The organism is Salipiger mucosus DSM 16094 (assembly GCF_000442255.1).
Taxonomy (GTDB): domain Bacteria; phylum Pseudomonadota; class Alphaproteobacteria; order Rhodobacterales; family Rhodobacteraceae; genus Salipiger; species Salipiger mucosus.
The window spans coordinates 37031-53761 of record NZ_KE557280.1 but is presented as its reverse complement, the minus strand read 5'-3'; the positions used below and the strand labels follow the sequence as shown (position 1 = coordinate 53761).

Genomic DNA, 16731 nt, shown 5'->3' with positions numbered 1-16731 from the left:
TCGGGAGTTATGACGATGACCTGGACAGCCCTCACCCGCACATGGCCGCAGACGCTCGAGCGTCTGCAGCGCCGCTTCCCCCATCTCGATCGCGGCGCCCTCGCGCAGCGCACGGACAAGGAGGTCGTCACCGCCCATATCGCCGAGCGGCACGATCTCACCCAGTCCGAGGCGCGCGAGGCGCTCGACGACTGGCTGATGTTCCAGAGTCTCGAGACGCGGCAGGAGCAGCTCGCCGGCTAGGTCCCGCCCTCAGCCAAGCGAGGTGACCCAGAGGATCGTGGCATCCTCGGGGCTGACGGACACGACATTGTGCCCCATGGTCGCGTCGTAATAGGCGCTGTCGCCGCGCTTCATCTCGATGGGCTCGTAGAACTCGGTGTAGAGCCGGATGATGCCGGTCAGGACGTAGAGGAACTCCTCGCCGTCGTGACGCACCCAGCCGTCGAACTCCTCCATCGAGCGCGCCCGCACCCGCGCCCTGTAGGGCAGCATCTTCTTGCGTGTCAGGGCCTCGGCCAGAAGCTCGTGCTCGTAGGTGGGCGTCACCTGCTTGGGCGCCTCGCCGTCGCGCAGATGCACCATGCGGCCCGAGACCTGCTCGCGCTTGGGCGGCGTGAAGAGCTGCGGCACCGAAATCCCGAGGCCCACCGCCAGCTTGCGCAGCGCGTCGTAGGTGGGCGACATCTGCCCGTTCTCGATCTTCGACAGCGTCGACCGGGCAAGTCCGGCCTGTTTCGCGGCCTGCTCCAGCGTCCAGTCGCGTTCCTTGCGCAGGTCGCGCACCCGCGCGCCCAGGTCGAGGGGCTCGGGCTGGGCGTCCTCGCCGGTTTCCCGGGCGAGGCGGATCAGGGACCGGGGATCGCGCGTCATGGGCCATGCTATAGGCCCGCGTCCCGCCGCTTGCAACACGGGCTGCGGCGCCCTAATCCCGGGTCATGCATTCCGTTTTCGACGAGGGCGCCTTCGCCCCATGCCCCGCACCTTTCAACCTCGCCGCCCATGTGCTGAGAGCCGGCGCCGCGGTGCCGGACAAGATCGCGCTCTCGATCGTCAAGCCCACCGGGGCCGAGCGCTGGTCCTACGCACGGCTCACGGCGGCGGTGCGCGGCACCGCGACGGGGCTTCTGCGTGAAGGGCTGGTGCCGGGCGACCTGCTGCTCCTGCGGCTGGGCAACACGGTGGATTTCCCCATCGCCTACCTCGGCGCCATCGCGGCGGGCATCGTTCCGGTGCCGACCTCCTCGCAGCTGACCGAAAAAGAGGTCGCGGGCATCCTCGATCACCTGTCGCCCAAGGCCATCCTGCGGGGCGACGGCGTGGCCTGCCCCGGAACTGCAACGCCCGTTCTCGGCGAGGCAAGCTTCCGCGCCTGGCGTGACCTGCCGCCCGCAGACTACGACATGGGCGATCCCGAACGATTGGCCTATGTCGTCTACACCTCGGGCACCTCCGGACGCCCGCGCGCCGTGGGGCATGCGCATCGCGCCATCTGGGCACGGCAGATGATGATGCAGGGCTGGTACGATCTGCGCCCCGAGGACCGGCTGCTGCACGCCGGGGCCTTCAACTGGACCTACACGCTGGGCACCGGGCTCATGGACCCCTGGACCATGGGCGCGACCGCGCTCATCCCCACCGCCGGCACCGACCCGGCGCAGCTTTCGCTCCTGATGAAGCGCAACGACGCGACGATTTTCGCAGCGGCCCCGGGCGTTTATCGCAATGTCCTGAAGTATCCCGTGCCGCCGCTGCCCAAGCTGCGCCACGGCCTCGCGGCGGGCGAAAAGCTCGCCGCACCGATCCGCGACGCCTGGCGCGAGGCCACGGGCACCGAGATCTACGAGGCCTACGGGATGTCGGAATGCTCGACCTTCATCTCCTCGGCCCCGTCGCGCCCGGCCGCCTCTGGCGCCATCGGCGCACCTCAGGAGGGCCGCCGTGTCGCGATCATCGACCCCGAGGGCACGCCGGTCGAACGCGGCACGCCGGGCACCATCGCCGTGCACCGGACCGACCCGGGCCTCATGCTGGAATACCTCCACGCGCCCGAGGAGACGGCTGCGAAATTCGCCGGCGACTGGTTCGTGACGGGCGACCAGGGCGCGATGCGCGAGGACGGGCAGATCGACTATCTCGGCCGCGACGACGACATGATGAATGCCGGCGGCTACCGCGTCTCGCCGCTCGAGGTCGAGGCGGCGCTGGCCGACCTGCCCGGCATCGCCGAGATCGGCGTCACCGATGTCGAGGTCAAAGAAGGCGTGCGCGTGATCGCGGCCTTCTACGTCTCCGACAGCGAGCTGGACGAAGAGGCGCTCATGGCCGAGGCCGCCGAACGCCTCGCACGCTACAAGCAGCCGCGCGCCTGGGTGCGCGTCGATGCCCTGCCCCGCAATCCCAACGGAAAGATGATCCGCAAGGCACTGAAGGATCACGCCATTTCGTGATCGCGGCCTAGCTCGAGATCAGCAGCACCAGCCCGCCCACGGTCACCGCGCCCAGCAGCGTGGTCACCACCAGCGCCGAGGAGGCCAGCCGCTCGCCCGCGTGGCGGCCGGCGAAGATCACCCAGATCGAGAACATCGGCATCGCCGCGAAAAGCGTCGCCACCACCGCGATGTCGTGGCCCACGCCCGGCACCAGGCTCAGGACCGCGAACATCGCGGCCGGGTGCATCACCAGCTTCACGAAGGCCATGAAGAAGACCGGCACGTCGACTTCGGTCAGCGGCGTGCGCGCGACGTTGCCGCCCACCAGCACCAGCGAGAGCACCGGGGCTGCGGCGATGATCATGCCCAGCGTCTTGTCGAGCGGCCCCGGCATGATCCAGCCCGTCGCGGCGAATGCGAGCCCCGCGACCAGCCCCAGCACCGTGGGGTTGCTGAAGGTGCTGTGCGCCGTGCTCCGAAGCGAGGCGCCCAGTGGCTGGCCGCCCTGCCGTGCCACGACGTCGGCCAGCGTCACCGCGAGCGGGATCAGGATCATGTTCTCGACCGTCATGATCCAGGCAAAGAGCCGCTCGGCATCCTCGGGAAAGACCACCGAGGCCACGGGATAGCCCAGGAAGATCGTGTTCGGCACCACGCCCCCCAGCGCGACGACCCAGCTCTGCCCCCGGCGCAGCTTGAACAGGTGGCGCAGCGTCAGCTGCGTCGCCCAGAGCACCATGCCCGAGGCCCCCGCGTAGGCGCCGATGAAGCGCCAGTCGAAGCTCGTGAGGTCCCCGGACCCCGACACCGCCGAGAAGACCAGCACCGGGATGCAGACGATCAGCGTGAAGCGCCCGAGCTGCGGCAGCGCCTCGGCCGAGACGAGGCCGGAACGGATCATGCCGAATCCCAGCAGGATCAGCAGGTAGATCGGCAGAAGCTGGATGAGCGGTGCGAGCATGGGGCCTCCCCTTGGACGGGCCAAGCCTTAGCCCCGCGTCCGGCGGATGGAAAGACCGCGCCGGCCTGACGCAGCTGGACCGGACGTGGGCTCCTGCGCTAGCCTTTTGCCGGGGCGCGCCAGCGTCGCGCTCGTTTTCGAAAGGTCATTTCCATGCGTGCCATTCTTCTTGCCATCGGCCTCGGATTCGTGGCCCAGGCCTCCGCCGCCCAAAGCTGCTCCGAGATCCGCTTTGCCCGCGGCGCCAGCTCGGGCGAGGTCTCGGGCTACACAATCGACGGCGAACCGCGCTGCTACACCTTCGGCTCGGGCGCCGGCCAGACCGCCACGGTCGAGCTTTTCAGCACCGGCAACGCCTGTTTCACCATCGCGGGCGTGGTCGACTGCCGGGCCGAGTACCGCTTCACCACCAACCGCCAGACCTACCGCATCGGCGTTTACCAGCTGCTGCGCAGTCCCAGCTACGAGGAATTCCGCCTCCGGCTGACGATCTACTGACGAAAAAAGGCCTCCCCGGTGGGGAGGCCTTTCCAGTCTCGGAAGCCGGGCGCGTGGCGCCCCCGGCCGGTCCGGGACGGTCAGCTCAGCTGCAGCCCGAGGTGCCGCCGCAGGTGTTGCACTTCATGCAGGTGCCGTTGCGCACCAGCGTGTAGTTGCCGCACTCGCCGCAGGGGTCGCCCTCGAAGCCCTGCATTCGCGCCTTGGTGCGCGCATCCATCGCCAGCGACGAGGTCGAGGCCGTAATCGTGGCCACCGAGGCGCTTGTCTCGGTCGCGGTGCCCGTGTCGGTGCCGCGCATGGTCACGCCGTCCTGGCCGCCCTGCAGCACCACCAGCTCCTGCGGGAGCCGCTTGCGCAGGTAGCCCGTCGAGCTGATCTGCTTGAGCACCTCCAGCGAGCGCGAGGCGCCGGTGTCGGAAAGCTCGCGCAGGTTCGACACGCCCTCGTCCTCGCCGCGGCCGAGATCGTCGAAGGACGCGCCCTCGGGCTTCACATGCGCCAGGTCCGTCCGATCGAGGTAGCTCACCGCCAGCTCGCGGAAGATGTAGTCGAGGATCGAGGTCGCGTTCTTGATGCTGTCGTTGCCCTGCACCATGCCCGCGGGCTCGAACTTGGTGAAGGTGAAGGCATCCACGAACTCCTCGAGCGGCACGCCGTACTGCAGGCCGACCGAGACGGCGATGGCGAAGTTGTTCATCATCGCACGGAAGCCGGCGCCTTCCTTGTGCATGTCGATGAAGATCTCGCCGAGATTGCCGTCCTCGTATTCGCCGGTGCGCAGGTAGACCTTGTGCCCGCCGACGATGGCCTTCTGGGTGTAGCCCTTGCGCCGCTCCGGCATCTTGGTGCGGCCGGCCCGGACCACCTCCTTGACGACGACCTTCTCGACGATCTTCTCGGCCAGCACCTGCGCCTTCTCATGGGTCGAGCCCGTCTCCAGCACCTCTGCGGCCTCCTCGTCGTCCTCGACGAGCGCGGCGGCCAGCGGCTGGCTCAGCTTCGAGCCGTCGCGGTAGAGCGCGTTGGCCTTCACGCCCAGCGACCACGAGAGTTCATAGGCCTTCTGGCAGTCCTCGATGGTGGCGTCGTTGGGCATGTTGATCGTCTTCGAGATCGCGCCCGAGATGAAGCTCTGCGCCGCCGCCATCATGCGGATGTGGCTGTCGACCGACAGGTAGCGCTTGCCCTTCTTGCCGCAGGGGTTGGCGCAGTCGAAAATCGGCAGGTGCTCGTCCTTCAGGTGCGGCGCGCCCTCCAGCGTCATGGTCCCGCAGACGTGGTCGTTGGCCGCGTCGATCTCGGTCTTCGAGAACCCGAGGTGACGCAGCAGGTCGAAGGTCGGGTCGTTCAGCTTCTCGGCCGGGATGCCCAGCGTCTCGCGGCAGAACTCCTCGCCCAGCGTCCACTGGTTGAACACGAAGCGGATGTCGAAGGCGGTGGCGAGCGCCTGCTCGACCTTCTGGATCTGCGCGGGGCCGAAGCCGTGGCCGATCAGCGCCGTGTGGTTGATCCCCGGCGCGTTGCCGAGCGAGCCGTGACCCACCGCGTAGCTGACGATCTCCTCGATCTGGGCCGAGCTGTAGCCCAGCTTCTCGAGCGCGCCCGGAACCGAGCGGTTGATGATCTTGAAGTAGCCGCCGCCCGCGAGCTTCTTGAACTTCACCAGCGCGAAGTCGGGCTCGATGCCGGTGGTGTCGCAGTCCATGACAAGGCCGATGGTGCCCGTCGGCGCGATGACCGAAACCTGCGCGTTGCGGTAGCCGTGGGTCTCGCCGAGGCGCAGCGCCTCGTCCCAGGTCGAGGCGGCCAGCGCCACCAGCTCCGCGTCGGGGCAGTTGGCGTGATCCAGCGGCACCGGCTTGACCGCGAGGTCCTCGTAGCCCTCGGCCTTGCCGTGCGCGGCGGTGCGGTGGTTGCGGATCACGCGCAGCATGTGGTCGGCGTTGCGCTTGTAGCCCGGGAAGGCGCCCAGCTCGCCGGCGATCTCGGCCGAAGTGGCGTAGGACACGCCGGTCATGATCGCGGTCAGCGCGCCGCAGAGCGCCCGGCCCTCGGCCGAGTCGTAGCTGTAGCCCATGTTCATCAGCAGGCCGCCGATGTTGGCATAGCCCAGGCCCAGCGTGCGGAAGTCGTAGGACAGCTTGGCGATTTCCCTGGACGGGAACTGCGCCATGAGCACCGAGATTTCCAGCGTCAGGGTCCACAGACGCGTGGCATGCATGTAGCCCTCGGCGTCGAACTTGCCGTCGTGCAGGAAGGTCAGCAGGTTCATCGACGCGAGGTTGCAGGCCGTGTCGTCGAGGAACATGTACTCCGAGCAGGGGTTCGAGCCGCGGATCTGCCCGTCCTCCGGGCAGGTGTGCCAGGCGTTCACGGTGTCGTGGAACTGGATGCCCGGATCGGCGCAGGCCCAGGCCGCGTGGCCGATCTGCTCCCAAAGCTCCTTGGCGTCCACGGTCTTGGCGACCGAGCCGTCGGTGCGGCGGATCAGCTCCCAGGGCTTGCCCTCGCGGACCGCCTCGAGGAAGGCGTCGGTCACGCGGATCGAGTTGTTCGAGTTCTGGCCGGACACGGTCGCATAGGCCTCGGAGTCCCAGTCGGTGTCATAGGTCGGGAACTCGATCGAGGCATAGCCCTGCTTGGCGTAGTCCAGCACGCGCTTGATGTAGGTCTCGGGGATCGCGACCTTCTTGGCCTCGCGGATCGCCTTTTTCAGGCCGAGGTTCGCGTTGGCCTCGTAGGCGTCGGACTCCAGCCCGTCCCAGTTGCGGATCGCCGCGAAGATCTCGTTGAGCATCTTCTCGTGCATCTTGGAGCCCGCGACAATGCTCGCGACCTTCTGCTCCTCGCGCACCTTCCAGCTGATGAATTCCTCGATGTCGGGGTGATCGGCGTCGCAGATCACCATCTTGGCCGCGCGGCGCGTGGTGCCGCCCGACTTGATCGAGCCCGCGGCACGGTCGCCGATCTTGAGGAAGCCCATCAGGCCCGAGGACTTGCCCCCGCCGGAAAGCGGCTCGCCCTCGCCGCGCAGCGACGAGAAGTTGGTGCCGGTGCCCGAGCCGTATTTGAAGAGGCGCGCCTCGCGGACCCAGAGATCCATGATGCCGCCCTCGTTGACGAGGTCGTCCTGAACCGACTGGATGAAGCAGGCGTGCGGCTGCGGGTGCTCGTAGGCCGACTTCGACTTGGTCACCTTGCCGGTGACGTGGTCGACGTAGTGGTGCCCCTGCGAGGGGCCGTCGATGCCGTAGGCCCAGTGCAGGCCCGTGTTGAACCACTGCGGCGAGTTGGGCGCCGCGGTCTGTGTGGCCAGCATGTGGCGCATTTCGTCGTAGTAGGCGCGCGCGTCGTCTTCGGTGGTGAAGTAGCCACCCTTCCAGCCCCAGTAGGCCCAGGCGCCGGCCAGACGGTCGAAGACCTGCTTGGCGCTGGTCTCGCCGGTGCGCGGCGTGTCCTTGGCCGCGGCGGTGCGGCGCCACAGGAACTCGGGCACATCGTCTTCGGAAACCGGCGCCAGCTCGGCCGGAACGCCCGCCTTGCGGAAGTATTTCTGCGCGATGACGTCGCTTGCCACCTGGCTCCAGCTTGCCGGAACCTCGAGGTTCTCGAGCTTGAAGACCGTGCTGCCGTCCGGGTTGCGGATCTCCGAGGTCGTGGTGACGAACTCGATGCCTGCGTAGGCGTCCTGTCCCGCGGTGGTGTATTTTCTCTCGATCTTCATCGCTGCCTCTTCCGAGCTTGTGTCACGTCGCGCGCCGGGCGGCAGGGACAGAAAGACCGATGCAGCGCGGCCCAATCCGCGTCTGCCCGACATGCTGCGATGATGGTCTCTGTCCCCGCCTGGGTCACTACATCTAGTGGTGTGTCACCCGGCCTGCACAAACTGACGCAAAACGCCGTCACTGGTCAACGCCATTATTCGCGAGCACGCCATATATTTTGTGTTGACCATGATGGCCCCCACTAGGGCTATGACTTGTCCGCGAGTCGTCCACACAGCCCCCCTGCCCGGTCCGCGAATGAATCCTGCGAAAAGGCCCCGTTCGGCGCGCAGTTATCCACAGCTGTTGATGAAAAGGTTCAACCCGGGGTGTCATGCGGCTCTTGCCGCAGACCCTGTGCAGCGATGCCACAGGTCAACGCCGAAAAATCGGGCACTGGCCCGTGCTTGGCCGATCGGGCCCCACATCTTGTGGCGCTCCGCGGCAATCCGGCGATGGTCATGGAAGTGGTCGGGGCGGCGAGATTCGAACTCACGACCTTCTGTACCCAAAACAGACGCGCTACCAGGCTGCGCTACGCCCCGACGTGCGACGCCAATACTTGCTGCACGAAGGTTTGAAAAGGCCCAATCACTCGCAGGGCCAGGCGGGATCGACGATGGCGGGATGCTGCATCTCGCTGCCGGGCTCGATGCCCATCCGCGCCGCGAGTCCGCCGTTGATCTCGAGTACGTAGCGCGCGGGCGCGTCGCTCGGAATCGGCGTCTCGTCGTGCGGGACCGCCTCTTCGTGGACCTTGACCACGCGGCCCGTCTCGTCGGCGAAGATCATGTCGAGCGGGATCAGCGTGTTCTTCATCCAGAAGGCGACCGGCCGCTCCTGCTCGTAGACGAAAAGCATGCCCGCTCCGGCGGGCATCTGCTCGACATGCATGAGCCCCCGCGCGCGTTCTGCGGCCTCGTCGGCCACGACCACGCGAAACCGCGCACTGCCCCAGTCCCCCCTCAGCGAGACGGTATCGTCGCGGCAGGCGGCCCAGGCCGGTGCCGCCGCAAGAGCCATCAACAGGCCGATCAGGGCAGAGCGGCTTCCCATGCGCAGACCTCCGTCGCCATCTTGCCGCGCTTGCCGTCGATCACCCGGATCGCCAGCGCCTCGCCGGGCTGCAGGTCGGCAAGGCCAGAGCGGCGCAGAACCTCGATATGGACGAACACGTCCTCGGGCCGGCCGAACACGTTGGCGAAGCCGAACCCCTTGCCCTTGTCAAACCACTTGACCCGCGCCGGTTCAAGAGGCGCGGACTTCAAGACATCGGGATCGATATCCTCGAAGTCCGCGAGCGGCGCGCCCGTGGGGGCCTCCGGCGGCTCGATGGAATAGACCTCGACGGCCTGCATGCCGCGTTCTGTCCGCTGCACCCCGATCTCGACGCACGCGCCATCGGCAACGGAACTCTGTCCGAAGTTGCGCAACACGTTGGCGTGCAGAAGGATGTCCGGCCCACCCTCGTCTGCAATGACGAAACCGAACCCCTTGGCCGGATCGAACCATTTCACCCTTCCGCGCACACGCTGCACGTCGCTGTCCTTGTGCATCAAATGTGGTTCCACTGGTTATATCGCGTTTCCCTGTTGTGTCTTGCGCCAGAGAATGCCGACATTGCAAGAGGATCGCACCTGTAATTTGTGTCGGGTTGCATTTCACGTGACGTGAAATTCACGGATTCAACCGCTGTACGACCCAGTCGTCGGCGGTGTCCTGCCGACGCCAGCGGAACCGGTCGTGCAACCTGAAGGCACCATCGGCCCAAAACTCTATCTCTATAGGTTGAATACGGAAGCCTCCCCAGAACGGCGGCCGGGACGGGTTCGTGCCCTTGGTCGCGGTCACCTTGGCGACCTCGGCCATGAGAGACGCGCGGCTGTCGAGCGGCTGCGACTGCAGCGACGCCCAGGCGCCCAGCCGCGACTTCAGCGACCGCGAATTGTAGTAGTCGTCGGCCTGCGGCCCGTCCTCGCGTTCCACGGTGCCCCGGACGCGAATCTGGCGGCGCAGCGATTTCCAGTGCATCACGAAGGCCGCCGTCCCCGAGGCACCGATCTCCCGGGCCTTCGCGCTCTCGTAGTTGGTGTAGAAGACAAAGGCCCCGGCCTCGATCTCCTTGAGCAGCACCATGCGGGCGTTGGGCATGCCGGTTTCGTCCACGGTCGCCAGCGCGATGGCGTTGGGATCGTTGATCTCGCTCTCCTCGGCCTCGCCCAGCCACCGGCGGGCGATCTCGAAGGGATCGTCTCCGGCAAAGATTCCGGTGCGGTCGGTCATGCATATTCTCCTGCGCTGCGTTGCGCGCCTGCGCGCGCCTCTTGCTGTAAATCCGCGCGCCTGCGCGCGCTCGTTCGGTAAACTGGCGCGCCAACGCGCGCTTCCATGTTAATTTCACGTGAACGGCGCGATCCGTCCCCCGGGACAGCGGGACGGAGAGTGTCGTGCCGGACGCGGCTTCATATTGTCGTCCATGCAGCGGGCACGATCTCTTGATGCCCCCTTGGCGATCGCCTAAAGGACACGGACAAAACCAATGTCGGGCGGAGGACGGGTATGTCAAACACTCTGATGGCGGGCAAACGGGGCCTCATCATGGGCCTCGCGAACGACAAGTCGATCGCCTGGGGCATCGCGAAGGCGCTTGCCGATGCCGGGGCCGAGCTGGCCTTCTCGTACCAGGGCGAGGCCCTGAAGAAACGCGTGGGGCCGCTGGCCGCACAGCTGGGCTCGGACATCGTCCTGCCCTGCGACGTGGGCGACGAGGACTCGATCGACGCGCTCTTCGATGGCCTGAAGGAACGCTGGGACAAGATCGACTTCGTGGTTCATGCCATCGGCTTCTCGGACAAGTCCGAGCTGCGCGGCCGCTACGTCGACACCTCGCGCGGAAACTTCGCGACCACGATGGACATCTCGGTCTATTCCTTCACCGCCGTGATGCAGCGCGCCGAGAAGATGATGACCGAGGGCGGATCGGCGCTCACGCTCACCTACTACGGCGCCGAACGCATCATGCCGCACTACAACGTCATGGGTGTGGCCAAGGCCGCGCTCGAGGCATCGGTGCGCTACCTCGCGGAGGATCTCGGCAAGGACGGCATCCGCGTCAACGCGATCAGCGCCGGCCCGATCAAGACGCTCGCGGCCTCGGGCATCGGCGATTTCCGCTACATCATGAAGTGGAACGAGTTCAATTCGCCGCTGCGCCGCAACGTGACCACCGAGGACGTCGGCGGCTCGGCGCTCTACCTGCTGTCGGACCTCGGCAGCGGCGTCACAGGCGAGACGCACCACGTTGACGCGGGCTATCACGTCGTCGGCATGAAGGCCGTGGACGCTCCCGACATCACCAAGGCCTGAGACTATGGGCTGGGCGCACCTGCTGGCCTTCAACGCGGCCCTGCTGGCCGCGATGGCCGCGCCCGGGCCCGCGCTGCTCTTCGCGCTGCGCCAGTCCATCGCGGGCGGCTTCCGCACCGGGGTCGCCACCGGGGCGGGGCTGGGCCTCGTGGCCGCGGGCTGGACCGCGGCGGCGCTGCTGGGGCTCGGCGCGCTCTTCGCGCTGGTGCCCTGGGCCTACCTCGCGCTCAAGATCACGGGCGCGCTCTACCTGATGCGCGTGGCCTGGACGCTCTGGCGCGATGCCTACGCCCCGGTCGCCGACAGCGCCCATCCCGGCGCCCGCGCCTTCCTCGGCGGCGTGCTGGTGAACCTCTCGAACCCGAAGTCGGTGCTGTTCGCCGCCTCGGTCCTCGCGGTGATCTTTCCGCAGGACATGACGCTGGCCGACAAGGCCCTGATCGTGCTCGACCATTTCGTCATCGAGCTCTGCGTCTACACCGCCTTCGCCGCTCTGCTCGCCGCGCCCCCGGCGCGGGCGGGCTACCTGCGCCTGAAACCCGTTCTCGACCGCGTGGCCGCCGCCGTTCTGGGCGCGCTGGGGCTGCGCCTGCTACTCGACCGCTAGGAGACCCCGATGTCCGACGACCGCCTGCCGCACGAAAAGGGATTCCACGTCAGCTGGGACCAGCTTCACCGCGATGCCCGGGCCCTCGCCTGGCGGCTGCAGGGACACGGGCCCGCCGAGGGCGGCTGGCGTGCCGTCGTGGCCATCACCCGCGGCGGCATGGCCCCCGCGATGATCGTCGCGCGCGAGCTGAACATCCGCCTCGTCGACACGATCTCGGTCAAGAGCTACGACCACCAGACCCAGAGCGAGCCACATGTCATCAAGTTCCCCGACATGGAGGTCATGGGCGACGGCACCGGCGTGCTGATCGTCGACGACCTCGTCGACACGGGCAAGACGCTCGAGGTGGTGCGCGCGCACCTGCCGAAAGCGCATGTGGCGACCGTCTACGCCAAGCCCAAGGGCAAGCCGATGGTCGACACCTATGTCACCGAGGTCAGCCAGGACACCTGGATTTTCTTCCCCTGGGACATGGCGCTGCAATACGTCAAACCCTACCGCGGCCTCGACTGAGCGCCAGCCCGGACCTTTTCGGAAAATCTGCGCGCCGCCCTCCATGGACGGCGACGCGCCCGCCGCTCAGAGCGCGGCCTTCAGGGTCTCGCGCCAGGGCGTCGTCGGCCGGCCCAGCAGCTGCGACAGCGTCCGGTCCTCGCTGTGCAGACCGCCCTTCGCGGCGCCGGCCTCGCTGTCGGCCAGCATCCCGGCCACCGGCGCGGGCAGTCCGGCGCCGGCAAGCGCGGCCTCGAAGTCGCCCGGGCTCATGTCGGTATAGCCGATCTCCTGTCCCGAAAGCTCCGACAGCGCGGCGGCGAACTCGGCCAGGGTGAAGCTCTCGTCCCCCGCCAGTTCGAAGACCGTGCCCGAGGCCGGCAGATCGCCGCTAAGCACGCGCGCGGCGGCCTCGGCGTAATCCGCGCGCGGCGCGCTCGAGATGCGCCCATCACCCGCGGCGCCGATCATGCCGCCCTGCCCAAGGATCATGCCCGCCTGACCCGTGTAGTTCTCGGTGTACCAGCCGTTGCGCAGCAGCGCGTAGGGCAGCCCCGAGGCGGCAAGCGCGGCCTCGGTCTCGCGGTGTTCGCCCGGAAGCACGGTCAGCGGCGAGCTCTCGGCGCGCAGGATCGAGGTATAGGCGATGAAGCCGACGCCCGCGGCCTTGGCGGCCGCGATCACGTTGGCGTGCTGCGCCGCGCGCTGGCCCACCTCGCTCGACGAGATCAGCAGCAGCCGGTCCACGCCCGAGAACGCACTCTCAAGCGCCGCGCTGTCGCCGTAGTCGGCGATCCGCACATCGACGCCCTTCTCGCGCAGCGGCGCGGCGGCCTCTTCGCGGCGCACCAGGGCGCGCACCTGCCCGGCGGGCACCCGCGCCAGCAGCGCATCGATGACAAGCGCGCCCAGCTGTCCCGAGGCGCCCGTGACCATGCATGTCGTCATTGTCCGTATCTCCTGCCATAAGTCTCGAATCGTGATATGGTCTCAGATGTAGACCGCATCCCATTCCCCGTGAAGGAGGCACTTTCCCATGACCAGGGCACAGCCGGGTAACCACGACGACAGCCACGCGGTGCTGCAGCGCATCGCGGGCTACCGCGGCGCACCACCGCCGGGCGCCTGCCCGGTGCGCGACGTGCTCGACCGCGTCGGGCAGAAATGGACGCTGCTGATCCTCGCCGGGCTCGAAACCGGCCCGGCGCGCTTCTCGGCGCTGCAACGGGCGGTCGGCGACATCTCCAAGCGGATGCTCACGCAGACGCTGCGCCAGCTCGAACGCGACGGGCTGATCTCGCGCGAGGTCTTTCCGACCAAGCCGCCCTCGGTCGAATACGCGCTGACGCCGCTGGGCCGCTCGGCGCTGGCGCCCATCGCGGCGCTCATGGACTGGGCCGAGACGCACCACGACCGGATTCGCGACGCCCGCGCGGCCTACGACGCGGCGGAAGGCTGAGCCCCGGGCTTTTCCTTTCCCCGCGCGGGCGGTAGCGTCCTGCGGATCGCGACGGAGACCGCATGACCCGACACACCAGCCGCACCGAATCCACCTTTCCGCCGCCCATTCCGGCCGCGCAGCGCTGGCTCGAGGGGGTGACGTTTCCGCCCGAGCGCCCGCTCATCAACGTGAGCCAGGCCGCCCCGGTCGAGGCACCGCCCGAGCCGCTGCGGCGCGCCATGGCCGGCATGCTCGACGACCCGTCGACCCATCTCTACGGTCCCGTGCTGGGCCTGCCCGCGCTGCGCGAGCGGCTCGCGGAGCATTGGTCGGCGCACTACGGCGGCAGGATCGGCGCCGAGAGCGTCGCGATCACCGCCGGCTGCAACCAGGCCTTCGCCGCCACCCTCGCCGCGATCTGTACCGAAGGGGATGAAGTTCTCCTGCCAACCCCTTGGTACTTCAACAACAAGATGTGGCTCGACATGCAGGGCGTGACGGCCGTCCCGCTCGGCACCGACGACGAGATGATCCCGCGCCCCGAGACCGCCCGCGCCCTCATCGGACCGCGCACCCGCGCCATCGTGCTGGTCTCGCCCAACAACCCCTGCGGCACCGAATACCCCGCCGAGGTGCTGCACGGCTTCCACGACCTCGCGCGCGAGGCGGGGCTGAAGCTCATCGTCGACGAGACCTACAAGGACTTCGACAGCCGCCCCGGCGCGCCGCACGACCTGCTGAAACGCGAGGGGCACGACGAGACGCTGGTCCAGCTCTACAGCTTTTCCAAGGCCTACCGCCTCACCGGCCACCGCGTCGGCGCGGTGATCGGCGCCCCAGGCCTGCTGGCCGAGATCGAGAAATTCCAGGACACCGTGCAGATCTGCGCGCCCCAGCTCGGCCAGCGCGCCGCGCTCTGGGGGCTGGAGAACCTCGCGCAGTGGGTCGCCGGCGAACGCGCCGAGATCCTCGACCGCCGCGCCGCCATCGCCGAGGGCATGGCGCTGATCGAGCCCCGGGGCTGGCGCCTGCGCGGGCTCGGCGCCTTCTTCGCCTACCTCGAGCATCCCTTCGCCGAGGGCGCCTCGACCCTTGCCCCGCGGCTGGTGCGCGAGGCGGGCGTGATGGCCCTGCCCGCGACCATGTTCGTGCCCGAGGACGACGCCAGCGGCGAGCGCTGCCTGCGGCTCGCCTTCGCCAATGTGGACCGGGCCACCATCGGCCAGCTCTTCGAGCGGCTCGCGGCTCTGGACTGGCCCCTTGCGGGGGACCCTCGCCCGGCGTAGACAGCCGCGCGGAACATGCGGAAAGAGAGGCCATGGCTACCGGCAAGAGCAGTAAGAAAGCGCTGATCTGGGTGATCCCGCTGCTGGCGATCATCGGCTTCGGCGGCTTCGGCGCGGTCAACTTCTCGGGCGGCACCGCCCGGATCGGCAACGTCGGCGATACCGAGATCACCGCCAACGACTATGCCCGCGCCCTGCAGAACGAGATGCAGCGCCTGCAGCAGCAGACCGGCCAGGCCGTGACGCTCGAGCAGCTGCGCCAGTTCGGCATCACCGACCAGGTGCTCGCGCGGCTGGTGACCGAGGCCGCCCTCGACGAGGAAGCGCGCCGCATGGGCCTCTCGGTCGGCGACGAACGCGTCGCCGAGGAGCTGCGCGCCATCCAGGCCTTCCAGGGCCCCGACCGCAACTTCGACCGCGAGGCCTATGCCTTCGCGCTGCAGAACGCCGGCCTCGACGAGGCCGACTTCGAGGCCGACATCCGCGCCGGCGCCGCCCGGTCCCTGCTGCAGGCCGCCGTTCTCAGCGGCACCGCCCTGCCCGACACCTACACCGAGACGCTGGTCTCCTTCGCCGCAGAGACGCGCGACGTGACCTGGGCGCGGCTCGGGCGCGATGCGCTGAACACCGGTCTGCCGGTCCCCACCGACGAGGACCTGCGCGCCTGGTACGACGAGAACATCGACCGTTTCACCCGTCCCGAGACCCGCGCGATCACCTACGCCTGGGTGACGCCGGACATGATCGTGGACAGCGTCGAGGTCGACCCCGAGCGCCTGCGCGCCGCCTATGACGAGCGGTTCGACGAGTTCAACCAGCCCGAGCGGCGCCTCGTCGAGCGGCTGGTCTTCGAGAACGATACCGCCGCGCAGGAGGCCATGAGCGCCATCCGCGCCGGGGACACCGACTTCGAGACCCTGGTCGAGGAGCGCGGCCTGCAGCTGGCCGACGCCGACATGGGCGACGTGGCCAAGGACGATCTCGGCGCCGCAGGCGAGGCCGTCTTCTTTGCCGAAACGGGCGAGGTCGTGGGCCCCGCCGAGTCGCCGCTCGGACCCGCGCTCTTCCGCGTGAACGGCGTGCTCGACGCGCAGGAAACCACGTTCGAGGAGGCCCGCCCGGCGCTGATGGACGCCCTCGCGCTCGACCGCGCCCGCCGCGTGATCGAGGGTCTGGCCCAGAGCCTCGACGACGAGCTTGCCGCCGGTGCCACGCTCGAGGAGCTGGCCGAGGGCACCGACCTCGAGCTTGGCCAGATCGACTGGACCGAGCAGAGCAACAGCGGCATCGCCGGCTACGCCACCTTCGACGAGGCCGCGCGCAGCGTCACCGTCGAGGACTATCCCGAGATCGAGACGCTGGGCGACGGCGGCCTCTTCGCGCTGCGCCTCGACGAGGTCCGCCCGCCCGAGCCGCGCCCCTTCGCCGAGGTGCGCGCCGAGGTCGAGGCCGGCTGGGAGCAGGCACAGGCCACCGAGGCGCTTGTCGCCCAGGCCGAGGATCTCGCGCAGCGCATCGAGGGCGGCGCGAGCTTCGAGGAGCTGGGCCTCGCCCCGCAGAGCATGGATGCCCTGACCCGCAACGGCCAGCGCGAGGGCGTGCCCTCGCAGGTGAGCGGCCAGGCCTTCGACATGGCCGAGGGCGCCGTGCAGGCCGTGCCCGCCTCGGGCGCCGCGATCGTGCTGCGCATCGACGCGGTCAACGCCGCCGACATGCAGGACGAGCGCAGCGCACAGCTGACGCAGGCCCTGCGCGAGCGGACCACCGAGAGCCTGTCGCAGGATCTCTACACCGCGCTCAACACGGACATCCGCCGGCGTCTGGGCATCGAGATCGACCAGCAGGCGGTGAACGCCGTGCTGGCCAACTTCCAGTAAC

Annotated in this window: 16 protein-coding genes and 1 tRNA gene; 9 read left to right on the top strand and 8 right to left on the bottom strand. The window is 68.5% G+C overall.

Annotation, left to right across the window (positions count from 1 at the left end):
• The first annotated feature begins 15 nt into the window (after positions 1-15).
• Positions 16-243: a hypothetical protein gene (locus tag SALMUC_RS18900; protein WP_037372325.1), complete on the top strand. Its 228-nt coding sequence runs from the start codon at positions 16-18 to the stop codon at positions 241-243.
• A 9-nt stretch (positions 244-252) separates the two neighbouring features.
• Here SALMUC_RS18900 and SALMUC_RS18895 read toward each other — a convergent pair whose 3' ends face one another.
• The gene (locus SALMUC_RS18895) at positions 253-873 is read right to left on the bottom strand and encodes a helix-turn-helix domain-containing protein (RefSeq protein ID WP_020039197.1); all 621 of its coding nucleotides are present in this window, start codon (positions 871-873) and stop codon (positions 253-255) included.
• 65 nt (positions 874-938) lie between these two features.
• Between SALMUC_RS18895 and SALMUC_RS18890 the strand changes: the two genes are divergently transcribed.
• Entirely contained in the window at positions 939-2450 is a 1512-nt protein-coding gene (locus SALMUC_RS18890) for a class I adenylate-forming enzyme family protein (RefSeq protein WP_020039196.1), read from the top strand.
• 7 nt (positions 2451-2457) lie between these two features.
• On the opposite strand, the gene SALMUC_RS18885 is transcribed toward SALMUC_RS18890, so the two are convergent.
• The gene (locus SALMUC_RS18885) at positions 2458-3393 is read right to left on the bottom strand and encodes an AEC family transporter (RefSeq protein WP_020039195.1); all 936 of its coding nucleotides are present in this window, start codon (positions 3391-3393) and stop codon (positions 2458-2460) included.
• Positions 3394-3546: 153 nt separating this feature from the next.
• Between SALMUC_RS18885 and SALMUC_RS18880 the strand changes: the two genes are divergently transcribed.
• Positions 3547-3891, top strand: coding sequence for a hypothetical protein (locus tag SALMUC_RS18880; RefSeq protein ID WP_020039194.1), 345 nt, complete (start codon positions 3547-3549; stop codon positions 3889-3891).
• Positions 3892-3976: 85 nt separating this feature from the next.
• Here SALMUC_RS18880 and SALMUC_RS18875 read toward each other — a convergent pair whose 3' ends face one another.
• From SALMUC_RS18875 to pdxH, 5 genes are all read right to left on the bottom strand, one after another.
• Positions 3977-7618, bottom strand: coding sequence for a vitamin B12-dependent ribonucleotide reductase (locus tag SALMUC_RS18875; RefSeq protein ID WP_020039193.1), 3642 nt, complete (start codon positions 7616-7618; stop codon positions 3977-3979).
• 508 nt (positions 7619-8126) lie between these two features.
• A tRNA-Pro gene (locus SALMUC_RS18870) sits at positions 8127-8203 on the bottom strand.
• Positions 8204-8249: 46 nt separating this feature from the next.
• The gene (locus SALMUC_RS18865; RefSeq protein WP_020039192.1) at positions 8250-8714 is read right to left on the bottom strand and encodes a DUF192 domain-containing protein; all 465 of its coding nucleotides are present in this window, start codon (positions 8712-8714) and stop codon (positions 8250-8252) included.
• Positions 8693-9214, bottom strand: a complete 522-nt coding sequence (locus SALMUC_RS18860) for a cold-shock protein (RefSeq protein WP_020039191.1) — start codon at positions 9212-9214, stop codon at positions 8693-8695. Before SALMUC_RS18860 ends, SALMUC_RS18865 begins: the two co-directional genes overlap by 22 nt.
• A 121-nt stretch (positions 9215-9335) precedes the next feature.
• Complete coding sequence (pdxH, locus tag SALMUC_RS18855; protein ID WP_020039190.1) at positions 9336-9941, bottom strand: pyridoxamine 5'-phosphate oxidase; 606 nt, start codon at positions 9939-9941, stop codon at positions 9336-9338.
• Between the two features lie 276 nt (positions 9942-10217).
• Here pdxH and fabI point away from each other — a divergent pair, with 276 nt between their 5' ends.
• Genes fabI through gpt form a run of 3 tightly spaced genes read left to right on the top strand, consistent with a single transcriptional unit; the run spans position 10218 to position 12147 of the window.
• Positions 10218-11024 carry an enoyl-ACP reductase FabI gene (fabI, locus tag SALMUC_RS18850; RefSeq protein WP_020039189.1) on the top strand — a complete coding sequence of 269 codons (807 nt, stop codon included), beginning with the start codon at positions 10218-10220 and terminating at the stop codon, positions 11022-11024.
• 4 nt (positions 11025-11028) lie between these two features.
• Entirely contained in the window at positions 11029-11631 is a 603-nt protein-coding gene (locus SALMUC_RS18845; RefSeq protein WP_020039188.1) for a LysE family translocator, read from the top strand.
• A gap of 9 nt (positions 11632-11640) precedes the next feature.
• Complete coding sequence (gene gpt / locus SALMUC_RS18840) at positions 11641-12147, top strand: xanthine phosphoribosyltransferase (protein WP_020039187.1); 507 nt, start codon at positions 11641-11643, stop codon at positions 12145-12147.
• Between the two features lie 66 nt (positions 12148-12213).
• On the opposite strand, the gene SALMUC_RS18835 is transcribed toward gpt, so the two are convergent.
• On the bottom strand, positions 12214-13074 hold the full coding sequence (locus tag SALMUC_RS18835) for an SDR family oxidoreductase (protein WP_020039186.1): 861 nt from the start codon (positions 13072-13074) through the stop codon (positions 12214-12216).
• A gap of 88 nt (positions 13075-13162) precedes the next feature.
• On the opposite strand from SALMUC_RS18835, the gene SALMUC_RS18830 reads away from it, so the two are divergent.
• From SALMUC_RS18830 to SALMUC_RS18820, 3 genes are all read left to right on the top strand, one after another.
• Positions 13163-13585 (top strand): winged helix-turn-helix transcriptional regulator, encoded by a 423-nt coding sequence (locus tag SALMUC_RS18830; protein ID WP_020039185.1) that lies wholly within the window; start codon positions 13163-13165, stop codon positions 13583-13585.
• 62 nt (positions 13586-13647) lie between these two features.
• Positions 13648-14853, top strand: a complete 1206-nt coding sequence (locus SALMUC_RS18825; protein ID WP_020039184.1) for an aminotransferase — start codon at positions 13648-13650, stop codon at positions 14851-14853.
• A 32-nt stretch (positions 14854-14885) separates the two neighbouring features.
• Positions 14886-16730 carry a peptidyl-prolyl cis-trans isomerase gene (locus tag SALMUC_RS18820; protein ID WP_020039183.1) on the top strand — a complete coding sequence of 615 codons (1845 nt, stop codon included), beginning with the start codon at positions 14886-14888 and terminating at the stop codon, positions 16728-16730.
• Position 16731 lies beyond the last annotated feature (1 nt).

Excerpts from the sequence above, each read along its gene's own strand:
- SALMUC_RS18900 (WP_037372325.1), top strand. The coding sequence starts at position 16 with ATGACCTGGACAGCCCTCACCCGCACATGGCCGCAGACGCTCGAGCGT.
- SALMUC_RS18895 (WP_020039197.1), bottom strand. The coding sequence starts at position 873 with ATGACGCGCGATCCCCGGTCCCTGATCCGCCTCGCCCGGGAAACCGGC.
- SALMUC_RS18890 (WP_020039196.1), top strand. The coding sequence starts at position 939 with ATGCATTCCGTTTTCGACGAGGGCGCCTTCGCCCCATGCCCCGCACCT.
- SALMUC_RS18885 (WP_020039195.1), bottom strand. The coding sequence starts at position 3,393 with ATGCTCGCACCGCTCATCCAGCTTCTGCCGATCTACCTGCTGATCCTG.
- SALMUC_RS18880 (WP_020039194.1), top strand. The coding sequence starts at position 3,547 with ATGCGTGCCATTCTTCTTGCCATCGGCCTCGGATTCGTGGCCCAGGCC.
- SALMUC_RS18875 (WP_020039193.1), bottom strand. The coding sequence starts at position 7,618 with ATGAAGATCGAGAGAAAATACACCACCGCGGGACAGGACGCCTACGCA.
- SALMUC_RS18865 (WP_020039192.1), bottom strand. The coding sequence starts at position 8,714 with ATGGGAAGCCGCTCTGCCCTGATCGGCCTGTTGATGGCTCTTGCGGCG.
- SALMUC_RS18860 (WP_020039191.1), bottom strand. The coding sequence starts at position 9,214 with ATGCACAAGGACAGCGACGTGCAGCGTGTGCGCGGAAGGGTGAAATGG.
- pdxH (WP_020039190.1), bottom strand. The coding sequence starts at position 9,941 with ATGACCGACCGCACCGGAATCTTTGCCGGAGACGATCCCTTCGAGATC.
- fabI (WP_020039189.1), top strand. The coding sequence starts at position 10,218 with ATGTCAAACACTCTGATGGCGGGCAAACGGGGCCTCATCATGGGCCTC.
- SALMUC_RS18845 (WP_020039188.1), top strand. The coding sequence starts at position 11,029 with ATGGGCTGGGCGCACCTGCTGGCCTTCAACGCGGCCCTGCTGGCCGCG.
- gpt (WP_020039187.1), top strand. The coding sequence starts at position 11,641 with ATGTCCGACGACCGCCTGCCGCACGAAAAGGGATTCCACGTCAGCTGG.
- SALMUC_RS18835 (WP_020039186.1), bottom strand. The coding sequence starts at position 13,074 with ATGACGACATGCATGGTCACGGGCGCCTCGGGACAGCTGGGCGCGCTT.
- SALMUC_RS18830 (WP_020039185.1), top strand. The coding sequence starts at position 13,163 with ATGACCAGGGCACAGCCGGGTAACCACGACGACAGCCACGCGGTGCTG.
- SALMUC_RS18825 (WP_020039184.1), top strand. The coding sequence starts at position 13,648 with ATGACCCGACACACCAGCCGCACCGAATCCACCTTTCCGCCGCCCATT.
- SALMUC_RS18820 (WP_020039183.1), top strand. The coding sequence starts at position 14,886 with ATGGCTACCGGCAAGAGCAGTAAGAAAGCGCTGATCTGGGTGATCCCG.